The organism is Bradyrhizobium sp. HKCCYLRH2015 (assembly GCF_051168215.1).
Classification (GTDB): domain Bacteria; phylum Pseudomonadota; class Alphaproteobacteria; order Rhizobiales; family Xanthobacteraceae; genus Bradyrhizobium.
This window is the reverse complement of sequence record NZ_JBNPUO010000003.1, coordinates 649,085-666,591: the sequence shown is the minus strand read 5'-3', so window position 1 is coordinate 666,591 and position 17,507 is coordinate 649,085. Positions and strand designations below refer to the sequence as shown.

Annotated in this window: 15 protein-coding genes; 11 read left to right on the top strand and 4 right to left on the bottom strand. The window is 66.8% G+C overall.

Translation table 11 applies throughout. From position 1 onward, the window contains the following. Positions 1–105 precede the first annotated feature (105 nt). Together ACQR1H_RS11005 and ACQR1H_RS11000 are read left to right on the top strand one after the other, a co-directional pair. The gene (locus tag ACQR1H_RS11005) at positions 106–678 is read left to right on the top strand and encodes a L,D-transpeptidase (RefSeq protein WP_434883545.1); all 573 of its coding nucleotides are present in this window, start codon (positions 106–108) and stop codon (positions 676–678) included. Between the two features lie 120 nt (positions 679–798). Continuing rightward, on the top strand, positions 799–1,536 hold the full coding sequence (locus ACQR1H_RS11000; RefSeq protein WP_316177662.1) for a DUF2927 domain-containing protein: 738 nt from the start codon (positions 799–801) through the stop codon (positions 1,534–1,536). 238 nt (positions 1,537–1,774) lie between these two features. On the opposite strand, the gene ACQR1H_RS10995 is transcribed toward ACQR1H_RS11000, so the two are convergent. The 3 genes from ACQR1H_RS10995 to ACQR1H_RS10985 form a co-directional block, all read right to left on the bottom strand. Beyond that, positions 1,775–2,920, bottom strand: a complete 1,146-nt coding sequence (locus tag ACQR1H_RS10995; RefSeq protein ID WP_315803197.1) for a M48 family metallopeptidase — start codon at positions 2,918–2,920, stop codon at positions 1,775–1,777. Then, complete coding sequence (locus ACQR1H_RS10990) at positions 2,895–4,028, bottom strand: DUF898 family protein (RefSeq protein WP_434898607.1); 1,134 nt, start codon at positions 4,026–4,028, stop codon at positions 2,895–2,897. Before ACQR1H_RS10990 ends, ACQR1H_RS10995 begins: the two co-directional genes overlap by 26 nt. 208 nt (positions 4,029–4,236) lie before the next feature. Continuing rightward, positions 4,237–5,409, bottom strand: coding sequence for an isovaleryl-CoA dehydrogenase (locus ACQR1H_RS10985; RefSeq protein WP_315803196.1), 1,173 nt, complete (start codon positions 5,407–5,409; stop codon positions 4,237–4,239). A 224-nt stretch (positions 5,410–5,633) separates the two neighbouring features. Here ACQR1H_RS10985 and ACQR1H_RS10980 point away from each other — a divergent pair, with 224 nt between their 5' ends. Together ACQR1H_RS10980 and ACQR1H_RS10975 are read left to right on the top strand one after the other, a co-directional pair. Further along, positions 5,634–6,929, top strand: a complete 1,296-nt coding sequence (locus ACQR1H_RS10980) for a cytochrome P450 (RefSeq protein WP_316216574.1) — start codon at positions 5,634–5,636, stop codon at positions 6,927–6,929. A gap of 313 nt (positions 6,930–7,242) precedes the next feature. Beyond that, positions 7,243–8,514, top strand: coding sequence for a cytochrome P450 (locus ACQR1H_RS10975; RefSeq protein ID WP_434886719.1), 1,272 nt, complete (start codon positions 7,243–7,245; stop codon positions 8,512–8,514). A gap of 66 nt (positions 8,515–8,580) precedes the next feature. Here ACQR1H_RS10975 and ACQR1H_RS10970 read toward each other — a convergent pair whose 3' ends face one another. Next, positions 8,581–8,835 (bottom strand): hypothetical protein, encoded by a 255-nt coding sequence (locus tag ACQR1H_RS10970; protein ID WP_316238088.1) that lies wholly within the window; start codon positions 8,833–8,835, stop codon positions 8,581–8,583. A 191-nt stretch (positions 8,836–9,026) separates the two neighbouring features. Here ACQR1H_RS10970 and ACQR1H_RS10965 point away from each other — a divergent pair, with 191 nt between their 5' ends. From ACQR1H_RS10965 to ACQR1H_RS10935, 7 genes are all read left to right on the top strand, one after another. Further along, complete coding sequence (locus ACQR1H_RS10965) at positions 9,027–9,572, top strand: phosphonopyruvate decarboxylase (RefSeq protein ID WP_434873308.1); 546 nt, start codon at positions 9,027–9,029, stop codon at positions 9,570–9,572. After that, positions 9,572–10,153 (top strand): thiamine pyrophosphate-dependent enzyme, encoded by a 582-nt coding sequence (locus ACQR1H_RS10960; RefSeq protein WP_434907542.1) that lies wholly within the window; start codon positions 9,572–9,574, stop codon positions 10,151–10,153. Before ACQR1H_RS10965 ends, ACQR1H_RS10960 begins: the two co-directional genes overlap by 1 nt. 161 nt (positions 10,154–10,314) lie before the next feature. Then, positions 10,315–11,481, top strand: a complete 1,167-nt coding sequence (locus ACQR1H_RS10955; protein ID WP_316238091.1) for an acyl-CoA dehydrogenase family protein — start codon at positions 10,315–10,317, stop codon at positions 11,479–11,481. Between the two features lie 8 nt (positions 11,482–11,489). After that, positions 11,490–12,602 carry a CaiB/BaiF CoA transferase family protein gene (locus ACQR1H_RS10950; protein ID WP_434907541.1) on the top strand — a complete coding sequence of 371 codons (1,113 nt, stop codon included), beginning with the start codon at positions 11,490–11,492 and terminating at the stop codon, positions 12,600–12,602. A gap of 2 nt (positions 12,603–12,604) precedes the next feature. Continuing rightward, on the top strand, positions 12,605–13,453 hold the full coding sequence (locus ACQR1H_RS10945) for an FAS1-like dehydratase domain-containing protein (protein WP_434846154.1): 849 nt from the start codon (positions 12,605–12,607) through the stop codon (positions 13,451–13,453). A gap of 111 nt (positions 13,454–13,564) precedes the next feature. Then, positions 13,565–15,187, top strand: coding sequence for a benzoylformate decarboxylase (gene mdlC / locus ACQR1H_RS10940; RefSeq protein ID WP_434907540.1), 1,623 nt, complete (start codon positions 13,565–13,567; stop codon positions 15,185–15,187). Positions 15,188–15,516: 329 nt separating this feature from the next. Further along, positions 15,517–17,358: a hypothetical protein gene (locus ACQR1H_RS10935; RefSeq protein ID WP_434907539.1), complete on the top strand. Its 1,842-nt coding sequence runs from the start codon at positions 15,517–15,519 to the stop codon at positions 17,356–17,358. Positions 17,359–17,507: the final 149 nt, after the last annotated feature.

Genomic DNA, 17,507 nt, shown 5'->3' with positions numbered 1-17,507 from the left:
TCACGGACCGTCGCCACATACCGGCCTCACGCCGCCGTGGGTTGCGAAGTGCAACCGTTTATGGCCTGTCTGCGAACGGAATTTGATGTTTGCCAGGGGATGGAAATGAAGCGCTGTTTGGCTTTGGGAATTGCTGCGGTGGCGTCGGTGGCAAGCGCCGGGATGGCGCGGGCGGAAATGTTCGACACCAGGGACATCTTCGGCGGCGGGCCGAACTTCTACCAGGGCGCCGTCAGCCCGATCCCGCGCGAGACCGTGATGTTCCAGAGCCAGTATGCGCCGGGCACCATCATCGTGAACACCAGCGAGCGCCGGCTCTATCTGGTCCTGCCCGGCGGCCAGGCGCTGCGCTACGGCATCGGCGTCGGCCGCGACGGGTTCCGCTGGAGCGGCGTGCACCGCATCACCGCCAAGAAGGAATGGCCGTCCTGGACCCCGCCGTCGCAGATGCTGCGGCGCCGGCCCGACCTGCCGCGCCACATGGCCGGCGGCATCGAGAACCCGCTCGGCGCGCGCGCGATGTATCTCGGCTCCACGCTGTACCGAATCCACGGCTCGAACGAGCCCGAGACGATCGGCCAGGCGGTATCGTCGGGCTGCTTCCGCATGACCAATGACGACGTCGCCGACCTCTACGACCGCGTTTCGGTCGGCACCACCGTGATCGTCAAGAACTGAGCGCCGCACGCGACCGCGACGATGAAGCAAGGTCCCAGCGCGCATCCTCGCCAGGAGCGGCCCCACTCCTGGCGCCCCGTGCGGAGCGCGGTGGTGGCCGCGCTGGCTGCGCTCGTGACCATGCCGCTGCCGGCGTCCGCCGCCGAGATCCCGGCGATCGCCGCCCGCCAGCGCGTCGAGAAGAAGAGCTTCACCGACGCCGAGATCACCGACGGCTTCTTCAAGACCGCGTTCGGCGCCGAGTATCACCTGGCGGGCCGGGTCGACCGCATCCGCAAGTACAGCGCGCCGGTGCGGGTGTTCGCCGACGGCCGCCGCGCCGACCGCAAGGCGCAGCTCGCCAAGGTCGTCAGCGACATCGCCGCCCGCATCCGCAACCTCGACATCGCGATGACCGAGACCGACGGCGACGCCAATGTCCGCGTCAAGCTGGTGCGCGACCGCGACCTCTACCACACCATCAGCCAGGCCTATGGCAGCGAGCGCGCGCGCGAGATCAAGACCTCGCTGGATCCGCAATGCCTGTCCGGCTTCCGCAAGAACGAGGCGTTCGAGATCGAGCGTTCCGACGTCATCCTCACCGTCGACAACGGCGACTTCGTCTTTCTCGATTGCGCCTATGAGGAGCTGCTGCAGTCGCTCGGGCCCATCAACGACACCGCGAGCGTGCCCTGGACGATGTTCAACGACAACGTCTCGATGGGCTATTTCGACGTCTACGACCAGTACATCCTCAACATGCTGTACGACCCGCGCGTCAAGGCCGGCATGACGCTCGCCGAGGTCAAGGCCGTGCTGCCGGACGTGCTGACGGATGTGCGGGCCTGGGTGAGGAAGACCAACAATCTGGCGGAGTGAGAGGGGTTGAGTTCGCGGGGGGTCTTGGCCCTTAGTTGAGGTTCCTATCGCGCGTCAAACTCTGGTGTCGTCCCGGCGAACGCCGGGACCCATACGCCGCGGCCCTGCGATGAAGCACGCTGGGCGAGACCTTCTTCCAACAATCAAACTCGGTGGTTATGGATCCCGGCGTTCGCCGGGACGACACCGGTTTTGCCGAAACGGACCCGGCAACTCAGTAGCGGCGGCGGCAACTCCGCTACTTGCAAATCCCCTTCAACGCCCGCCATTCTTCCGCGCTCAGCAGCGGCGGGCCGCTCGGCGGCCGGTCTTCGGCGCGCATGCGGGCGAGACGGTCCTCGCTGAGCGGATGGCTGGCCCACAGCGACGGGCGCTTGCCGTCCTCCTTGCCGGTGATGCGGAACAGCAATTCGCCCATCGGCCGCGTCGGCCGTCCGAGCTTGTGCATCACCTCGATCGCGAAGCCGTCCGCGGCCGCCTCCGCCTCGCGCGAATAGGACGCGTTGATCATGGCCCGCGAGGCGAAGACCGCCGCGCCCGCACCGGTGACGTCGCCGAACAGCAGGCCGATCAGGAACGAGCTGCCGCCATTGTGGATCAGCTGCCGCAGGTTGTCGCGATGCTTGAGGTGGCCGAGCTCATGCGCCAGCACGCCGGCGACCTCGTCGGGGTCGTTGGCCTTGTCGAGCAGCCCCCTGAACAGGAAGAACCGCCCGCCCGGCAGCGCGAAGGCGTTGGGGATCGGCGTGTCCAGCACCTGCGACGCGATGCCGTCGTCGAGGCCGGCGGGGCGGCGCAGCGCCGTCACCAGCTTGGCGAAGGCGGCCTGCCCGGCCGCCTCGGTGCAGAGCTTGTCGCCGAACACGGTCTGGATCTGCACCACGGCGGCCTCGCCGAGATGCCGCTCCATGGTCGGCGGCACCAGCGGCGTCAGGCGGTCGGAGGCGAACGGAATCACCACCAGCACGACGGCGACGATGGAGGCCGCGGCCGCCAGCGACCAGCCGACGATGCGCGCGATGGCGCCGCGGGTCATCCTGTTCTGGTCGATGTGGCCGCAACGCGCGATCAGTTCGGCCGACAGCGCCGCGTCGCGGATCTCCAGCCGCGCCAGTGGCGACGCCGACAGGCAGCTCACGCGCAGCGTGCCGCTCGGCGCATCGACACGGCGGATGTCCTCATAGGGCCAGGAGACGAAATTGTCGGCGCTGCGCATCACCAGCTGATTGGCGAGGCCGATCGTGACCGTCTGCCGCCGGTTGGATAGTCCGTCGAAATAGACCGCGGGGCCGCCGAGCGGAGCAGCCGGCTCGACCGGCGTGGCGTTGGCTGGCGCAGCAGCGCCCGCCGGCCCGGGATCAGAATCCGGCGACGTCGAGTCCATCGGCAAACCCTTCGCCGAGCGCGCTGGCCAAATCGCCCTTGGCAGCGACATTGGCCATGGCCTCGATGCCATGCACGTGAACCGACTGCAGCACCTTCGCCCACATGTCGCGCACCAGATAGAGCCGCATCACGACGTTGAGCGCCAGGATCCAGGCGATGTAGCCCAATCCGACCAGCACCAGCATCGGCACATTGTCGGACAGCGCCTGCACCTGAGGCAGGCCGTCGCTTCCCGGCCCCAGCAGCTTGATCATCAGCGCGGCGACGCCGCTGAAATAGGCGCCGGAGGCGATCGACAGCAGGAACCACCAGCCGATCACCTTCCAGTAGAGACCGTAGAAGGCATTGTTCGGCAGGTCCGATTCCAGCCGCACGCCGCCGAAGCGAATGCCCGACAGCCACCAGCGCCACTCGATCGCTTTGAACTGCGCATAGACGAATGGAAACAGCGGAAACAGCAGCAGTGCAAACGGCGCGACCAGCCACAGATACCAGGCGCGCTTGAAGAACTCCCAGCCGCGTCCCTCGAAATCGCCGCTGACATCGCCGTAATGCGAGTGCCGCATCTTGTAGCGCTCGAGCGCGGCGGCGCGCCACGGCCAGGCCAGCCCCAGCGTGACCACCGCCAACAAGGTCCACAGCATCGCGCGGCCGGCATAGGCCCAGCCCGAACCCGTCATCCAGAACCGGATGCCGCGCCAGACCGTGCGCGTCAGCCGGTAGCGGCGCGCGCGGAAGATGGCGAACTGGCCGAACGCGTAGAAGGCGATCACCAGCGGCACGCTGGCGAAGCCCTGGTAGCGCTCGGCCTCGACGCCGATGAGGAAATAGGCGAGATAGATCGGGACGAGGATCGCCATCGCGAACAGGAAGCCGATCAGGAGCTCCTTGCCGCGCCCGGTATATTCGGCGGCATCACCGTCGACAGCCGTGTTGACCCAGAGATGCCGGCGGATGTCGGTCGCGAGCCAGAAGCGGTAGAAGCCCAGTGTGATCAGTTCGATGGCCGCCCCGCGGCTGACCAGCCGGAAGAACTCGCCACGCGCCCCCGAGAAGGTAGCGGTGAGAGGCGGAAGCGGCGGCGGCTGCTCCGGAACGTAACTCATCTGGTTCACGGCTCAGGCCTCCGACACACGCAAAAAGATCTACAATATGCCTCGATGGTTCGTCGCCGGGACGACTCCGAGGTTCGACGCATTTTCTACTTAAGTCGGCCGGAAAAAAACACCGGCCTGGGTGGGGATGATTAAAATATCTGCAACTGGCCGGTTGGCGAACGCATGTCCCGCATACGCCAACCGTTAGGTCGGCGCCTCAGGACGTCTTCTCGAACAATTCCCGCCCGATCAGCATGCGGCGGATCTCGCTGGTGCCGGCGCCGATCTCGTAGAGCTTGGCATCGCGCAACAGCCTCCCGGTCGCATAGTCGTTGATGTAGCCGTTGCCGCCGAGCAGCTGGATCGCGTCCAGCGCACATTGCGTCGCCTTTTCGGCGGCGAACAGAATGGCGCCCGCGGCGTCCTCGCGTGTCGTCTCGCCCCGATCGCAGGCCTTGGCCACCGCATAGACATAGGCGCGCGCGGCGTTCATCGTCGTATACATGTCGGCCACCTTGCCCTGGACGAGCTGGAAGGTGCCGATCGGCTGGCCGAACTGCTTGCGCTCGTGCACATAGGGCAGCACCGCGTCCATGCAGGCCTGCATGATGCCGAGCGGACCCGCCGCGAGCACCGCGCGCTCGTAGTCGAGGCCCGACATCAGCACGTTGACGCCGCGGCCGACCTGCCCCAGCACGTTCTCCTCCGGCACCTCGCAATCCTCGAACACCAGCTCGCAGGTGTCGGAGCCGCGCATGCCGAGCTTGTCGAGCTTCTGCGCGGTCGAGAACCCCTTCATGCCCTTCTCGATGATGAACGCGGTGATGCCGCGCGGGCCGCCTTGCGGATCGGTCTTGGCATAGACCACGAGCGTCTCCGCGACCGGACCGTTGGTGATCCACATCTTGTTGCCGTTGAGGACGAAGCGGTCGCCTTTCTTTTCGGCGCGCGTCTTCATCGACACCACGTCGGAGCCGGCCTGCGGCTCGGACATCGCCAGCGAGCCGACATGCTCGCCCGAGATCAGCTTGGGCAGATATTTGCGCTTCTGCGCCTCGTTGCCGTTCCGGCGGATCTGGTTGACGCAGAGATTGGAGTGGGCGCCGTAGGACAGGCCGACCGAGGCCGAGGCGCGCGAGATCTCCTCCATGGCGATGCAGTGCTCGAGATAGCCGAGGCCCGCGCCGCCATACTCCTCCTCGACCGTGATGCCGTGCAGGCCGAGCTCGCCGATCCGCGGCCAGAGGTCGCGTGGAAACTGGTTGGAGCGGTCGATCTCGGCGGCGCGCGGCGCGATCTGCTCCTGCGAAAAGCTCGCCACCGTCTCGCGGATCGCGTCCGCGGTCTCGCCGAGATCGAAATTGAACATGCGCTGCGCGTTGGCGATCATGGGGCGGCCTCCTGCTAGTCTTCTGCTTTGCAACAATGGCTCAAAGCCATATTCCGTGGCGTGGCGCTTGTCACGCCCGACGTCCGGCCGAACACCAGCCTTGCGACGCAAGACTTGACGGGTCAGCCCCCGTCAAACTCGGCGCTTGCCCCGCGCTCCCGGGCAGGATGTAATCGCGCCAAGCATCGCCGGACAGCGCGAATCCGGCCATCAGGGAGACGTCCATGCACGGGACCAGCACGACGGCCGAGGCACATCGTCACGCCGCGAAGGGCGAGCGCGTCATCGACGCTGCCGCCGGCCGCGCCGCATCGCTGCCGCTCGCCGAATTCGACCCCGGTCATCCGGAGTTATTCCGCACCGACACGCACTGGCCGTATTTCGACCGGCTGCGCCGTGAGGATCCGGTGCACTACTGCAAGGAATCGATGTTCGGCCCCTACTGGTCGATCACCCGCTACGACGACATCATGGAGATCGAGACCAATCACGCGGTGTTCTCCTCGGCGTCCGCGCTCGGCGGCATCACCATTCGCGACGTCGATCCGGATCTCCGCCGCGAGAGCTTCATCGCGATGGACCCGCCGCGCCACGCCGCGCAGCGCAAGACCGTGGCGCCGATGTTCACGCCGACGCATCTCGACGAGCTCGCGATCAACATCCGCAAGCGCTCCGCCGAATGTTTGGACAATTTGCCTGTCGGCGAGGTATTCGACTGGGTCGATCGCGTCTCGATCGAGCTGACCACGCAGATGCTGGCGGTGCTGTTCGACTTCCCCTGGGAAGACCGCCGCAAGCTGACGCGCTGGTCGGATATCGCCACCACGATTCCCGGCCCCGACGGGCTGGTGGCGACCGAGGACGAGCGGCAGGCGGAGCTGATGGACTGCGCGCGCTATTTCGGTCGGCTCTGGCAGGAGCGCGCCAGCCAGCCGCCGAAGAGCGACCTGCTGTCGATGATGGCCCACAGCGAGGCGACGCGGAACATGGACCCGAAGAACTTCCTCGGCAACCTCGTGCTGCTGATCGTCGGCGGCAACGACACCACGCGCAACACCATGTCCGGCAGCATCTATGCGCTCAGTCAGAACCCTGATCAGTACCGCAAGCTCAAGGACAACCCTGCGCTGATCGACAGCTTCGTGCCCGAGGTCATCCGCTGGCAGACCCCGCTCGCCCACATGCGCCGCACCGCGCTGGAGGACATCGAGTTCCGCGGCAAGCAGATCAGGAAGGGCGACAAGGTGGTGATGTGGTACGTCTCGGGCAACCGCGACGAGGCCGCTATCGAGCGCCCCTACGACTTCATCATCGACCGCGCCCGTCCGCGACAGCATCTGTCGTTCGGCTTCGGCATCCACCGCTGCGTCGGCCTGCGACTGGCCGAGCTGCAACTCAAGATCATCTGGGAGGAGATCCTGAAGCGATTTGATCATATCGACGTGATGGACGAGCCCAAGCGCGTCTATTCCAGCTTCGTGAAGGGATATGAGACATTGCCGGTCACGATTGCGGCTTAAGTTGTGTTTGAAGGCGAATCCAATTGGCGCCGGCTCGAACGGTCCAGTAGCTGTGCGATACAGTGCCCTCTCCCCTAAGGCGAAGCGAAGCTTCGCCAGGGTGGGAGAGGGCATCTCCGGCCCATCCGCGCACTCGGTTGGGTGAGGGGTATCTCTCAGCAAACCACCCTCGTGGAGGCATACCCCTCACCCAACCGAGTTCGCAGGACTTTCCTACATGTCCTCTCCCACAAGGGGAGAGGGCGCATTCATGAGCACCGCGCCTGCCGATCCACAACGGGCGCAATGATTATTTGAACAAAAGGACCACCTCATGACCGTCCAGGCCGCGCTACGTTCCGACAAGGCCGATCTGCTGCGCGACGCGCGCCTCGAGGCCTATTCCACCCCGATCGAGGACTTCCATCCCGGCGCGCCCAGGCTGTTCCAGAGCGACACGATCTGGCCGTGGTTCGAGCGGCTGCGCAAGGAGGCGCCGGTGCACTACTGCACCAAGGCGCCGATCGAGCCCTATTGGTCGGTGACGCGCTATCACGACATCATGCATGTCGACACCAACCACGCGCTCTTCTCCTCGGACGTCAGCAATGGCGGGATCATGATCCGCGACGTGCCGCCCGGCTACGAATGGCCGAGCTTCATCGCGATGGACGAGCCTCGCCATGGCGAGCAGCGCAAGACGGTGCAGCCGATGTTCACGCCGGAGCATCTCGACGAGATGGCGGTGCTGATCCGGCAGCGCTCGGCGAAGGTGCTGGATTCGTTGCCGCGCAACGAGACCTTCAACTGGGTCGAGAAGGTCTCGATCGAGCTGACGACGCAGATGCTGGCGACCCTGTTCGACTTCCCGTTCGAGGAGCGCCGCAAGCTGACGCGCTGGTCGGATGTCTCGACCGCGCTGCCCAAGAGCGGCATCGTCTCGTCGGAGGAGGAGCGCCGCCGCGAGCTCGCCGAATGCGCCGAGACCTTCGGCCGGATGTGGAAGCAACGCCAGGCCGAGCCCGGCCGCGACCTGATCTCGATGATGGCGCATAGCGAGGCGACGCGCCACATGACGCCGGACAATCTGATGGGCAATCTGATCCTGCTCATCGTCGGCGGCAACGACACCACCCGCAATACGATGACCGCCTCGGTGCTGGCGCTGAACGAGAACCCGGCCGAGTATCAGAAGCTGCGTGACAATCCGGCGCTGATCGAGACCATGGTGCCCGAGGTGATCCGCTGGCAGACGCCGCTCGCCCATATGCGGCGCACGGCGCTGGTCGATACCGAGCTCGGCGGGAAGACCATCAGGAAGGGTGATCGCGTCGTGATGTGGTACGTCTCGGGCAATCGCGACGAGGAGGTGATCGAGAACCCCGACGCCTTCATCATCGACCGCAAGCGGCCGCGCATTCATCTCTCGTTCGGCTTCGGCATTCACCGCTGCGTCGGCATGCGGCTGGCCGAGCTGCAGCTGCGCATCGTCTGGCAGGAGATCCTCAAGCGCTTCGACCGAATCGAGGTCGTGGGCGAGCCGAAGCGGGTCTATTCCAGCTTCGTGCGAGGTTACGAGTCGCTTCCTGTGAGGATTCCGGGGTGAGGGCCACGCCTGAGGCCTCCCACCTGTTCGATCGCCCGTCGTCGCAACCCGGCGGCGCGATTCGAGTTAGAAGCCGCGACTGAAATTGCCGTCAGCCCGCCCAATCTCGAGCGCTTGGGCCTTCGATACCCGATCGCGACACATGATGTATTTCAGAACCTGCGCGTCGGTCCCGGCACGATGGGCACGCCACATGTCGAGGGAGAAGCCGTTCTTTGCCATGCAGGCTTGAGAGTGAGGACTGTCGTTGCGCTCTCTGGCGTTTGCAACGCTGGAAGCGAAGAGCGCGGTCGATACCAGGAAAAAACCAAGCAGTTTCATCAAATCATTCCCTTGAGATGTCATGTGAGATCAAACACGGGAACAATAGCCAGCACGATCGCAAGCACAAGCGTGGGGTTGCCCATAAAATCACGGGGAGACATGATGACCTCATGTGATGAGGCGCAACGCGTGCTTTGACCAGATCATTCCTCGCACCCTTTGCGGGTGCTCATTTACCGAAAGTCGTCATGGCAGTATCCGACCCGCCGACAACAGGCCCCGACTGGCCGCTTGCCATCTACGAGGCGCTGAAGGCCGCCGACGTCCGGCAACTCTGCTACGTCCCGGACGCCGGCCATTCCCGTCTGATCGGCCTTGCGCATGACGATCCCGCAATCGCCACCACGGTCCTGACCACCGAAGAGGAAGGCGTCGCGCTGTCCGCCGGCGCCTGGCTCGGCGGCCAGCGCGCGGTGCTGCTGATGCAATCGAGCGGCGTCGGCAATTGCGTCAACATGCTCTCGCTGCTTCAGAGCTGCCGCTTCCCGTTCCTCACTTTCGTGACGATGCGCGGCGAATGGGCCGAGTTCAATCCGTGGCAGGTGCCGATGGGAAAGGCCACGCAGGCCGCCTTCGAGATCATGGGCGTCACCGTGTTCCGGCTCGAGCATCCCGAGGACGCCGGCGAGATGGCGGCCGCCGCCGCCAAGCTTGCCTATGACAGCGATCAGCCGATCGCGGTGCTGATCTCCCAGCGCATGATCGGCGCCAAGAAGTGGACGGAGGTGAAGTGATGAGAGCACCGCTCGACCGCCGCACCGCCGTCAAGGCGCTGCTGCAGGACCGCGGCGACCTGCTGGTCGTCAGCGGCCTCGGTTCATCGTCCTACGACGTGTTCGCCGCCGGCGACCATGATGCGAACTTCTATCTGTGGGGCGCGATGGGCGGCGCAGCCATGGTCGGCCTGGGTCTCGCCCTGGCGCAGCCATCGCGCCCGGTCGTCGTCATCACCGGTGACGGCGAGCAGTTGATGGGGCTCGGCAGCCTCGCGACATTGGCTGCGAAGAGGCCGCGCAATCTTGCGATCGTCGTGCTCGACAACGCCCATTTCGGCGAGACCGGGATGCAGATGAGCCATTCCGGGCTCGGCGCAAATCTCGAGCTGATCGCGACCGGAGCCGGCTTTCCCTCGGTCAGCACCATCGAGGACAGCGCGGCGCTCGATGCCTTTCGGCCGAAGCTGCAAGATCTGTCCGGGCCGCATTTCGCCCGCGTCGCGATCTCGACCGATCACGTCGACCGCGCGCTGCCCGCACGCGACGGTGTCTTCCTCAAGAACCGTTTCCGCGGTCATCTCGGATTTCCCGTCAGCTAGAACGCAGCCGCAGGCCGCCTGCTCTGTCGCTCCGGCAAGGCTGCTCGGCTGCAACGCTGGCATTCCAAGCTTGCCAAGCGTGACCCGCTTGGTCATAGGCTATCAGGAACAAGTCCAGGGAGAGAGCCCAGGCCGCGTCACGGCGGCCCGCGGAGCAACACATGACAGACCAGCATCAGCACGACGATTACGCCGACATCCGCGACGCAGTGGCCAAGCTGTGCGCGCAGTTCCCCGGCGAATACTGGCGCAAGCTCGATCGCGAGATGGCCTATCCTTCCGCCTTCGTCGATGCGCTGACGCAGGCCGGCTATCTCTCCGTGCTGATCCCCGAGGAGTATGGCGGCGCCGGATTGAAGCTGTCGGCGGCGGCGGCGATCCTCGAGGAGATCCAGCGCGCCGGCTGCAATGGCGGCGGCTGTCATGCCCAGATGTACACGATGGGCACGGTGCTGCGGCACGGCTCGGCCGAGCAGAAGTCCAAATGGCTGCCCAAGGTCGCCAGCGGTGAGTTGCGGCTGCAGGCGTTCGGTGTCACCGAGCCGACCTCGGGCACCGACACGACCTCGCTGAAGACGGTCGCGAAGCGTGACGGCGACAGCTACATCGTCAACGGCCAGAAGATCTGGACCAGCCGCGCCGAATATTCCGACCTGATGATCCTGCTCGCGCGCACCACGCCAAAGGACCAGGTGCAGAAGCGCACCGAGGGTCTCTCCGTCTTCATCGTCGACATGCGCGAGGCCAAGAAGGCCGGGCTCACCATCCGCCCGATCCGGACGATGATGAACCACGCCACCACGGAAGTCTTCTTCACCGACATGCGCGTGCCGGCGGAGAACCTGATCGGCGAGGAAGGCAAGGGCTTTCGCTACATCCTCTCCGGCATGAATGCCGAGCGCATCCTGATCGCGGCCGAATGCGTCGGGGATGCCAAATGGTTCATCGCCAAGGCCACCGCCTATGCCAAGGAGCGCGTCGTGTTCGGCCGTCCGATCGGCCAGAATCAAGGCATCCAGTTCCCGATCGCCAAGGCCTATGCGTCGATGCGGGCCGCCGAGCTGATGGTCAAGGAAGCCACCCGCAAATACGAGGCCGGGCAGGATTGCGGCGCCGAAGCCAACATGGCCAAGATGCTCGCGGCCGACGCCTCGTTCGAGGCGGCCAATGCCTGCATCCAGACCCATGGCGGCTTCGGCTTCGCCGAGGAATACGACGTCGAACGCAAGTTCCGCGAAACGCGGCTGTATCAGGTGGCGCCGATCTCGACCAACCTCATCCTCTCCTACGTCGCCGAGCACGTGCTCGGCATGCCCCGGTCGTATTGAGGTCTGCGATGCTGCCGCTTGAGGGAATCACTGTCGTCGCCGTCGAGCAGGCGGTGGCCGCGCCGTTCTGCTCGTCGCGGCTGGCCGATGCCGGCGCTCATGTCATCAAGATCGAGCGGCCCGAGGGCGATTTCGCCCGTGGCTATGACGGCGCCGCCAAGGGGCAGAGCAGCTACTTCGTCTGGCTCAACCGCGGCAAGGATTCGCGCGTCGTCGATCTCGCCAAGCCGGAAGGCCGCGCCGAGCTCGAGAAGCTGATCGCCGGCGCCGACGTGCTGCTGCAGAACCTCAAGCCCGGCTCGATGGACAGAATGGGCTTCGCCCGCGAGCGGCTGCGCAAGGACTATCCGAAGCTGATCTGCTGCACCATCACCGGTTACGGCGACACCGGTCCCTACGCCGACCGCAAGGCCTATGACCTGCTGATCCAGGCCGAGAGCGGGCTCGCCTCGATCACCGGCGGGCCGGATGGTCCGTCGCGCGTCGGCATGTCGATCGTCGACGTCGCCACCGGCGCGACGGCGCATGCCGCGATCCTGGAGGCGCTGATCAAGCGCGGCCGCACCGGCGACGGCGCCGATATCAGGATCTCGATGTTCGACGTGATGGCCGACTGGCTCACGGTGCCGCTGCTCAACGCGGAAGCCGGCAATGCGCCGAAGCGCATCGGCCTCGCCCATCCCTCGATCGCGCCCTATGGCGTGTTCACCTCGAAGGACGGCAAGGACATCCTGATCTCGATCCAGAGCGAGCGCGAGTGGAAGACGCTGTGTGCCAAGGTGCTGGACCAGCCTGCCCTGCCCGACGATCCGCGCTTCGCCAACATGGTCGCGCGCGTGCGCAATCGTGCGCTGACCGACGGCATCGTCGCCGAGCGCTTCGCGGCGCTGTCGCGCGATGAGCTGCTGGGCAAGCTCGCGAGCGCCGACATCGCCTTTGCCGAGGTCAACAGCATGTCGGATCTCGCGGTCCACCCGCATCTGCGGCGGATCGAGGTCGACACGCCAAACGGCGTCGTCAGCTATCCCGCACCGGCGGCGATCGTGGTCGGCGACGACAGGCGTTACGGCGCCGTGCCCGCGATCGGCGAGGCCGCCTCGCCCCATCAGCGAAAGGGATGATCATGACGGACACGCTCGATCTCGATCACCTCCGGCAATGGATCGGCCGCAGCGCCGAGGCGACCGACCTCGTCACCCCGCAGCTCACCAAGGGCCTGCGCGCGACGCTTTTTCTGGACATCGGCGAACCGACGACCGGCGACATCGCGCCCTACACAGTGCACTGGTGTTTGGGCCAACCGGTGTTTCCGCACGATCAGCTCGGCCCCGACGGCCATCCGACGCGCGGCGGCTTCCTGCCGCCGGTGCCGCTGCCACGGCGGATGTGGGCCGGCGGCGAGGTGCAGTTCATCGATCCCCTGCGCGTCGGCGATGTCGCGACGCGTGTTTCGACGATCACCGACGTCACCCTGAAGAGCGGCTCGACCGGCCAGCTCTGCTTCGTGTCGGTGGAGCATGTCGTATCGACGCCGCGCGGTGTCGCGATCCGTGAGCGCCAGGACATTGTCTATCGCGACATGGGCGGCGCGCAGGCTGCGCCGGCAAAAGCGCCGCCGCCTCCGCCGGTCGCGCAGCACAGCGAGACGCGCGTGTCCGATGCGGTGCTGCTGTTTCGCTATTCCGCGCTGACCTTCAACGGCCACCGCATCCACTACGACCGCGACTACGTCACCAGGGTCGAGGGTTATCCGGGGCTGATCTTTCACGGCCCGCTGCAGGCCGCGCTGCTGGTCGAGTTCGCCGCCAGGCTCAAGGGCAAGCCGCCGGCCAGGTTCACCTACCGCGGCGTGCAGCCGTTGTTCGAAGGCAGCGAGTTCTCGGTCAACGCCAACGACAAAGATGGCGGCCTCGAGCTGTGGACGGCCAACGCCGAGGGGCAGCCGACCATGAAGGGCACCGCGACGTGGTGAGATAGGCTATCGTCATTGCGAGCGAAGCGAAGCAACCCAGGGCCGCACCCGGGACTCTGGATTGCTTCGTCGCTTCGCTCCTCGCAATGACGGCAATTCGAGGAAACGCCTTTGGCAAGAACAACCAAAACAACAACCAAGCCCGTGACCGTCAAGCAGGCCACCTTCGCGCTGCTCCGCGCCTTCGGCATCAAAAAGGTGTTCGGCAATCCCGGCTCGACCGAGCTGCCGTTCCTCAGCGACTGGCCCGAGGACATCGACTACGTGCTCGGCCTGCAGGAGGCCTCCGTCGTCGGCATGGCCGACGGCTACGCGCAGGCGACGCGCAATGCCGGCTTCGTCAATCTGCATTCGGCGGCCGGCGTCGGCAACGCGCTCGGCAACATCTACACCGCGCACCGCAACCAGACGCCGCTCGTCATCACGGCCGGCCAGCAGGCGCGCTCGATCCTGCCGCTGCAGGCGTTTCTCTATGCTGAGCGTCCCTCGGAGTTTCCGCGCCCCTACGTCAAATACAGCGTCGAGCCGGCGCGGCCCGAGGACGTGCCGGGCGCGATCGCGCGCGCCTACTACACGGCGATGCAGCCGCCCTGCGGGCCGACCTTCGTCTCGATCCCGATCGACGACTGGATGCATCCGGCGCAGCCGATCGCCGCACGCAAGGTCAGCCGCGAGCTCGGCCCCGATCGCGCCGCGATGGACGAGCTGGTGGGCGCGCTCGCCGCCGCGAGGAATCCCGCGCTCGTGGTCGGCCCCGGCATCGATCGCGCCGGCTGCGTCGACCTGATGGTTGCGGTCGCCGAGAAGGCCAGGGCCGCGGTCTGGGTCAGCCCGTTCTCGGCGCGCTGCTCGTTCCCCGAGCGCCATCCGCAATTCCAGGGCTTCCTGCACGCCTCGCCCGGTCAATTGTCCGACGCCCTGAAGCCGCACGACCTCGTCGTCGTGATCGGCGCGCCGGTCTTCACCTTCCATGTCGAAGGCCATGCCGCGATTTTCGACGGCGCCGCCACGCTCTATCAGATCACCGACGATGCCGAGGGCGCGGCCGTGCCGCCGATCGGCACCAGCATCATCGCGACGATGCGTCCGGCATTGTCGCTGCTGCTGGAGCTGCTGCCGGAGACCGGGCGCGCGGCGCCGAAGGGCCGCGTACTGCCGGCCGCGCCGAAGCCAGCCGATCCGATCCCGGTCGACTATCTCCTGCACACGCTGGCGCAGGCGCTTCCGGCGGGCAGCGCCGTGGTCGAGGAGATCCCCTCGCACCGGCCGGTGATGCACAAGTACATGCCGATGCCGGGCGCGGATTCGTTCTACACGATGGCGAGCGGCGGGCTCGGCTACAGCCTGCCGGCGGCGGTCGGCATGGCGCTGGGCCGTAGCACCGGCCGCACGGTGTGCCTGATCGGCGACGGCTCGGCGATGTATTCGCTGCAGGCGCTGTGGACATCAGCGCAGCGCCGGCTGCCGCTGACGGTCGTGGTCATCAACAATTCCGGCTATGGCGCGATGCGCTCGTTCAGCCAGGTCATGCAGGTGCGCAACGTGCCCGGGCTCGAGCTGCCCGGCCTCGATTTCGTCAAGCTCGCCGAGGGCATGGGCTGCGACGCGATGCGCGTGAGCCATGCCGCCGAGCTCGAAGGTGCGCTGGCGCGAGGCCTCTCCCATGCCGGCACCAGCCTCATCGAGGTGATGGTCGACGCCGCGGTGCCGCTGCTCTACGCCCAGAAAAGCTGAGCCCGCGTTCGTACAGCGGACGTTCTGTCAACTGCGCCGTATGCGACAATGCGTCGCATCTTCAATGGCGGCAGCATGGCTCGCCGCGAAATGCTCATCGGCCCGCCGCAACCGTGCAACCGGCGGTGTCGAGCGCAACCGATTGTTTCCAAAGCTTTCTGCTCCCCCGCGCCATCTCGCCGCGGCCGGCTTGCCGCAAACATCGCGAAATCCTGCCGTCAGCTCGCAGGCAGACGCCTTGCTGCTTGCAAGGTCCGACCATTCTGCAAGCCAAAATCATTTTCAAAAGGTTCCATCATCCAATCCAGCGTACCAAGGGAGTTGAGCTGATGGCGGATAAGAAGAATCTTCAAACCGCGGCGTCGAGGACCGATCTCTATCGCCATGTCAGCGTGCTGGCCCTGATGTCCGCTCTGGCGGTGACGGCGCTGCCGCATCAGGCCCATGCGCAGGCGATGACCACCGCCCTTGCCACGTCGGCCACCACCAACGCCGCCGCGAAGGCGGCGCAGGATGCGGCGGCAAAGGCCGCGGCCCAGGCAGCCGCCAAGGCTGCCCAGGATGCCGCTGCCAAGGCCGCGGCTGCTGCCGCCGCGAAGGCCGCGCAGCAAGCGGCCGCCAAGGCCGCGCAGCAAGCGGCCGCCAAGGCCGCGCAGCAGGCTGCTGCGAAGGCGGCGACCGACGCGGCTGCGAAGGCTGCAGCCAACGCCGCTGCGAAGGCCGCGGCCAGCGCCGCCGCCAAGGCTGCCTCCACGGCTGCCTCCACGGCTGCGACCGCCGCTGCGGCGACCGCGGCGAGCAGTGCCGCCAAGACTGCGGCTGCAACGACGACGGCCGCGGCCATGACGACCAGCACCACCGCCAAGCCGGTTGCTGCCACCACCACTTCGGCTGCGACGACCAGCACGGCCGCCAAGCCTGTCGCCGCCGCCAGCACCGCTGCCAAGCCCGCTGCTGCCGCCACCGCGGCAACGACGACGACCGGCACGGCCAAGACCGCCGCCGCGACCACCACGAGCACGACCACCACCGCCGCCAAGCCGGCCGCGGCGGCCACGACCACCGTCGCGCTCGCCAAGGCCACCGCGGCGCCGGCAGCCGCAGCGACCCCGGCCAAGGCGGCCGCCGCAGCGTCGAGCAGCAGCGATGCCGTCGCCAAGGCCAATGCCGCCGCAGCAGCCGCGGCGCAGACCGCGGCCGCCGCCGAGGCGCAGGTCGCTGCCGACCGCAAGGCGATCGACGTCGCCCGTCAGGCCGAGCAGAACGCGAAGGGCGCCGCGATCGAGGCGCAGGAACAGGCTGAAAAGAACCCGACAGCCGCCAACCAGGCCGCGGCGACCGCGAACGCCGCGAAGCTAAGCGCGGCCTCGGCCGCGCTGCAGGCCGCGTTCCAGAAGCTCGACAAGGACATCGACGTCTCCAACGAGGCCAAGGAAGCCGCCAACGCCGCCAAGGACACCGCGCGCGAGACGGCCGAGGCCGCCGGCAAGGCGGCCCAGCAGGCCGGCCAGGCGGCCGGCAACGCCAACAATGGCGGCAATGCCAACAATGGCGGAGCGGCGGCCGGCAACGGCGGCAACAACAACAATAACAACAACCAGCAGAACCAGGCGGCCCAGGAAGCCGCCGAGCAGGCTGCGCTGCAGGCGGCGTTGAAGACCGGCGAGCAGGCACGCGCGGTGGCCCAGCAGAAGACCCAGGCCGCGCAGGCGGCCGCGACCCAGAACCAGAAGACGGTCGAGGCTGCGCTGAACCAGAAGATCGGCACGATCGATGCGACCGTCGAAGCGGCCGAGCAGAAGGTGAACGCCGACCGGCAGGCCCTGGAGCAGGCGCGCCAGGCTGCGCAACAGGCCAAGCAGGACGCACAGGAGGCCGCCGAGGTCCTCGAGCGCGCCAACAATGCGGCCAACCAGGCTGCGCTGGCGGCCGCCCAGGCCAAGGCGCAGACCACCGCCAACGCCTTCAACCAGGCCAACGCGACGCTGAACGCCGACAACCAGGCCCTGACCCAGGCCCGCGAGACCGGCGAGCAGCAGGAGCAGGCGCTGCGAGCCACGGCTCAGCAGCAGATCCAGGCCGGCTACACCGCCGCCCAGCAGGCCACCCAGGCCGCCTGGGCCGAGGCGCAGCAGATCGGCAACGCCGCGCTGGCCGCGCTCGAACAGTAAGACCGCTCCGCGCCGCCGCTCGGGTTACGCCGGGCGGCGCGGACACCGATAACGATAACAAGACCATCACCAGCCGCATGCCGAACCGACCGGGGATGGCGCACGCGTCGGCGACCTGACCTCATCCCGCCGCGTGAGACTCCCCGGTC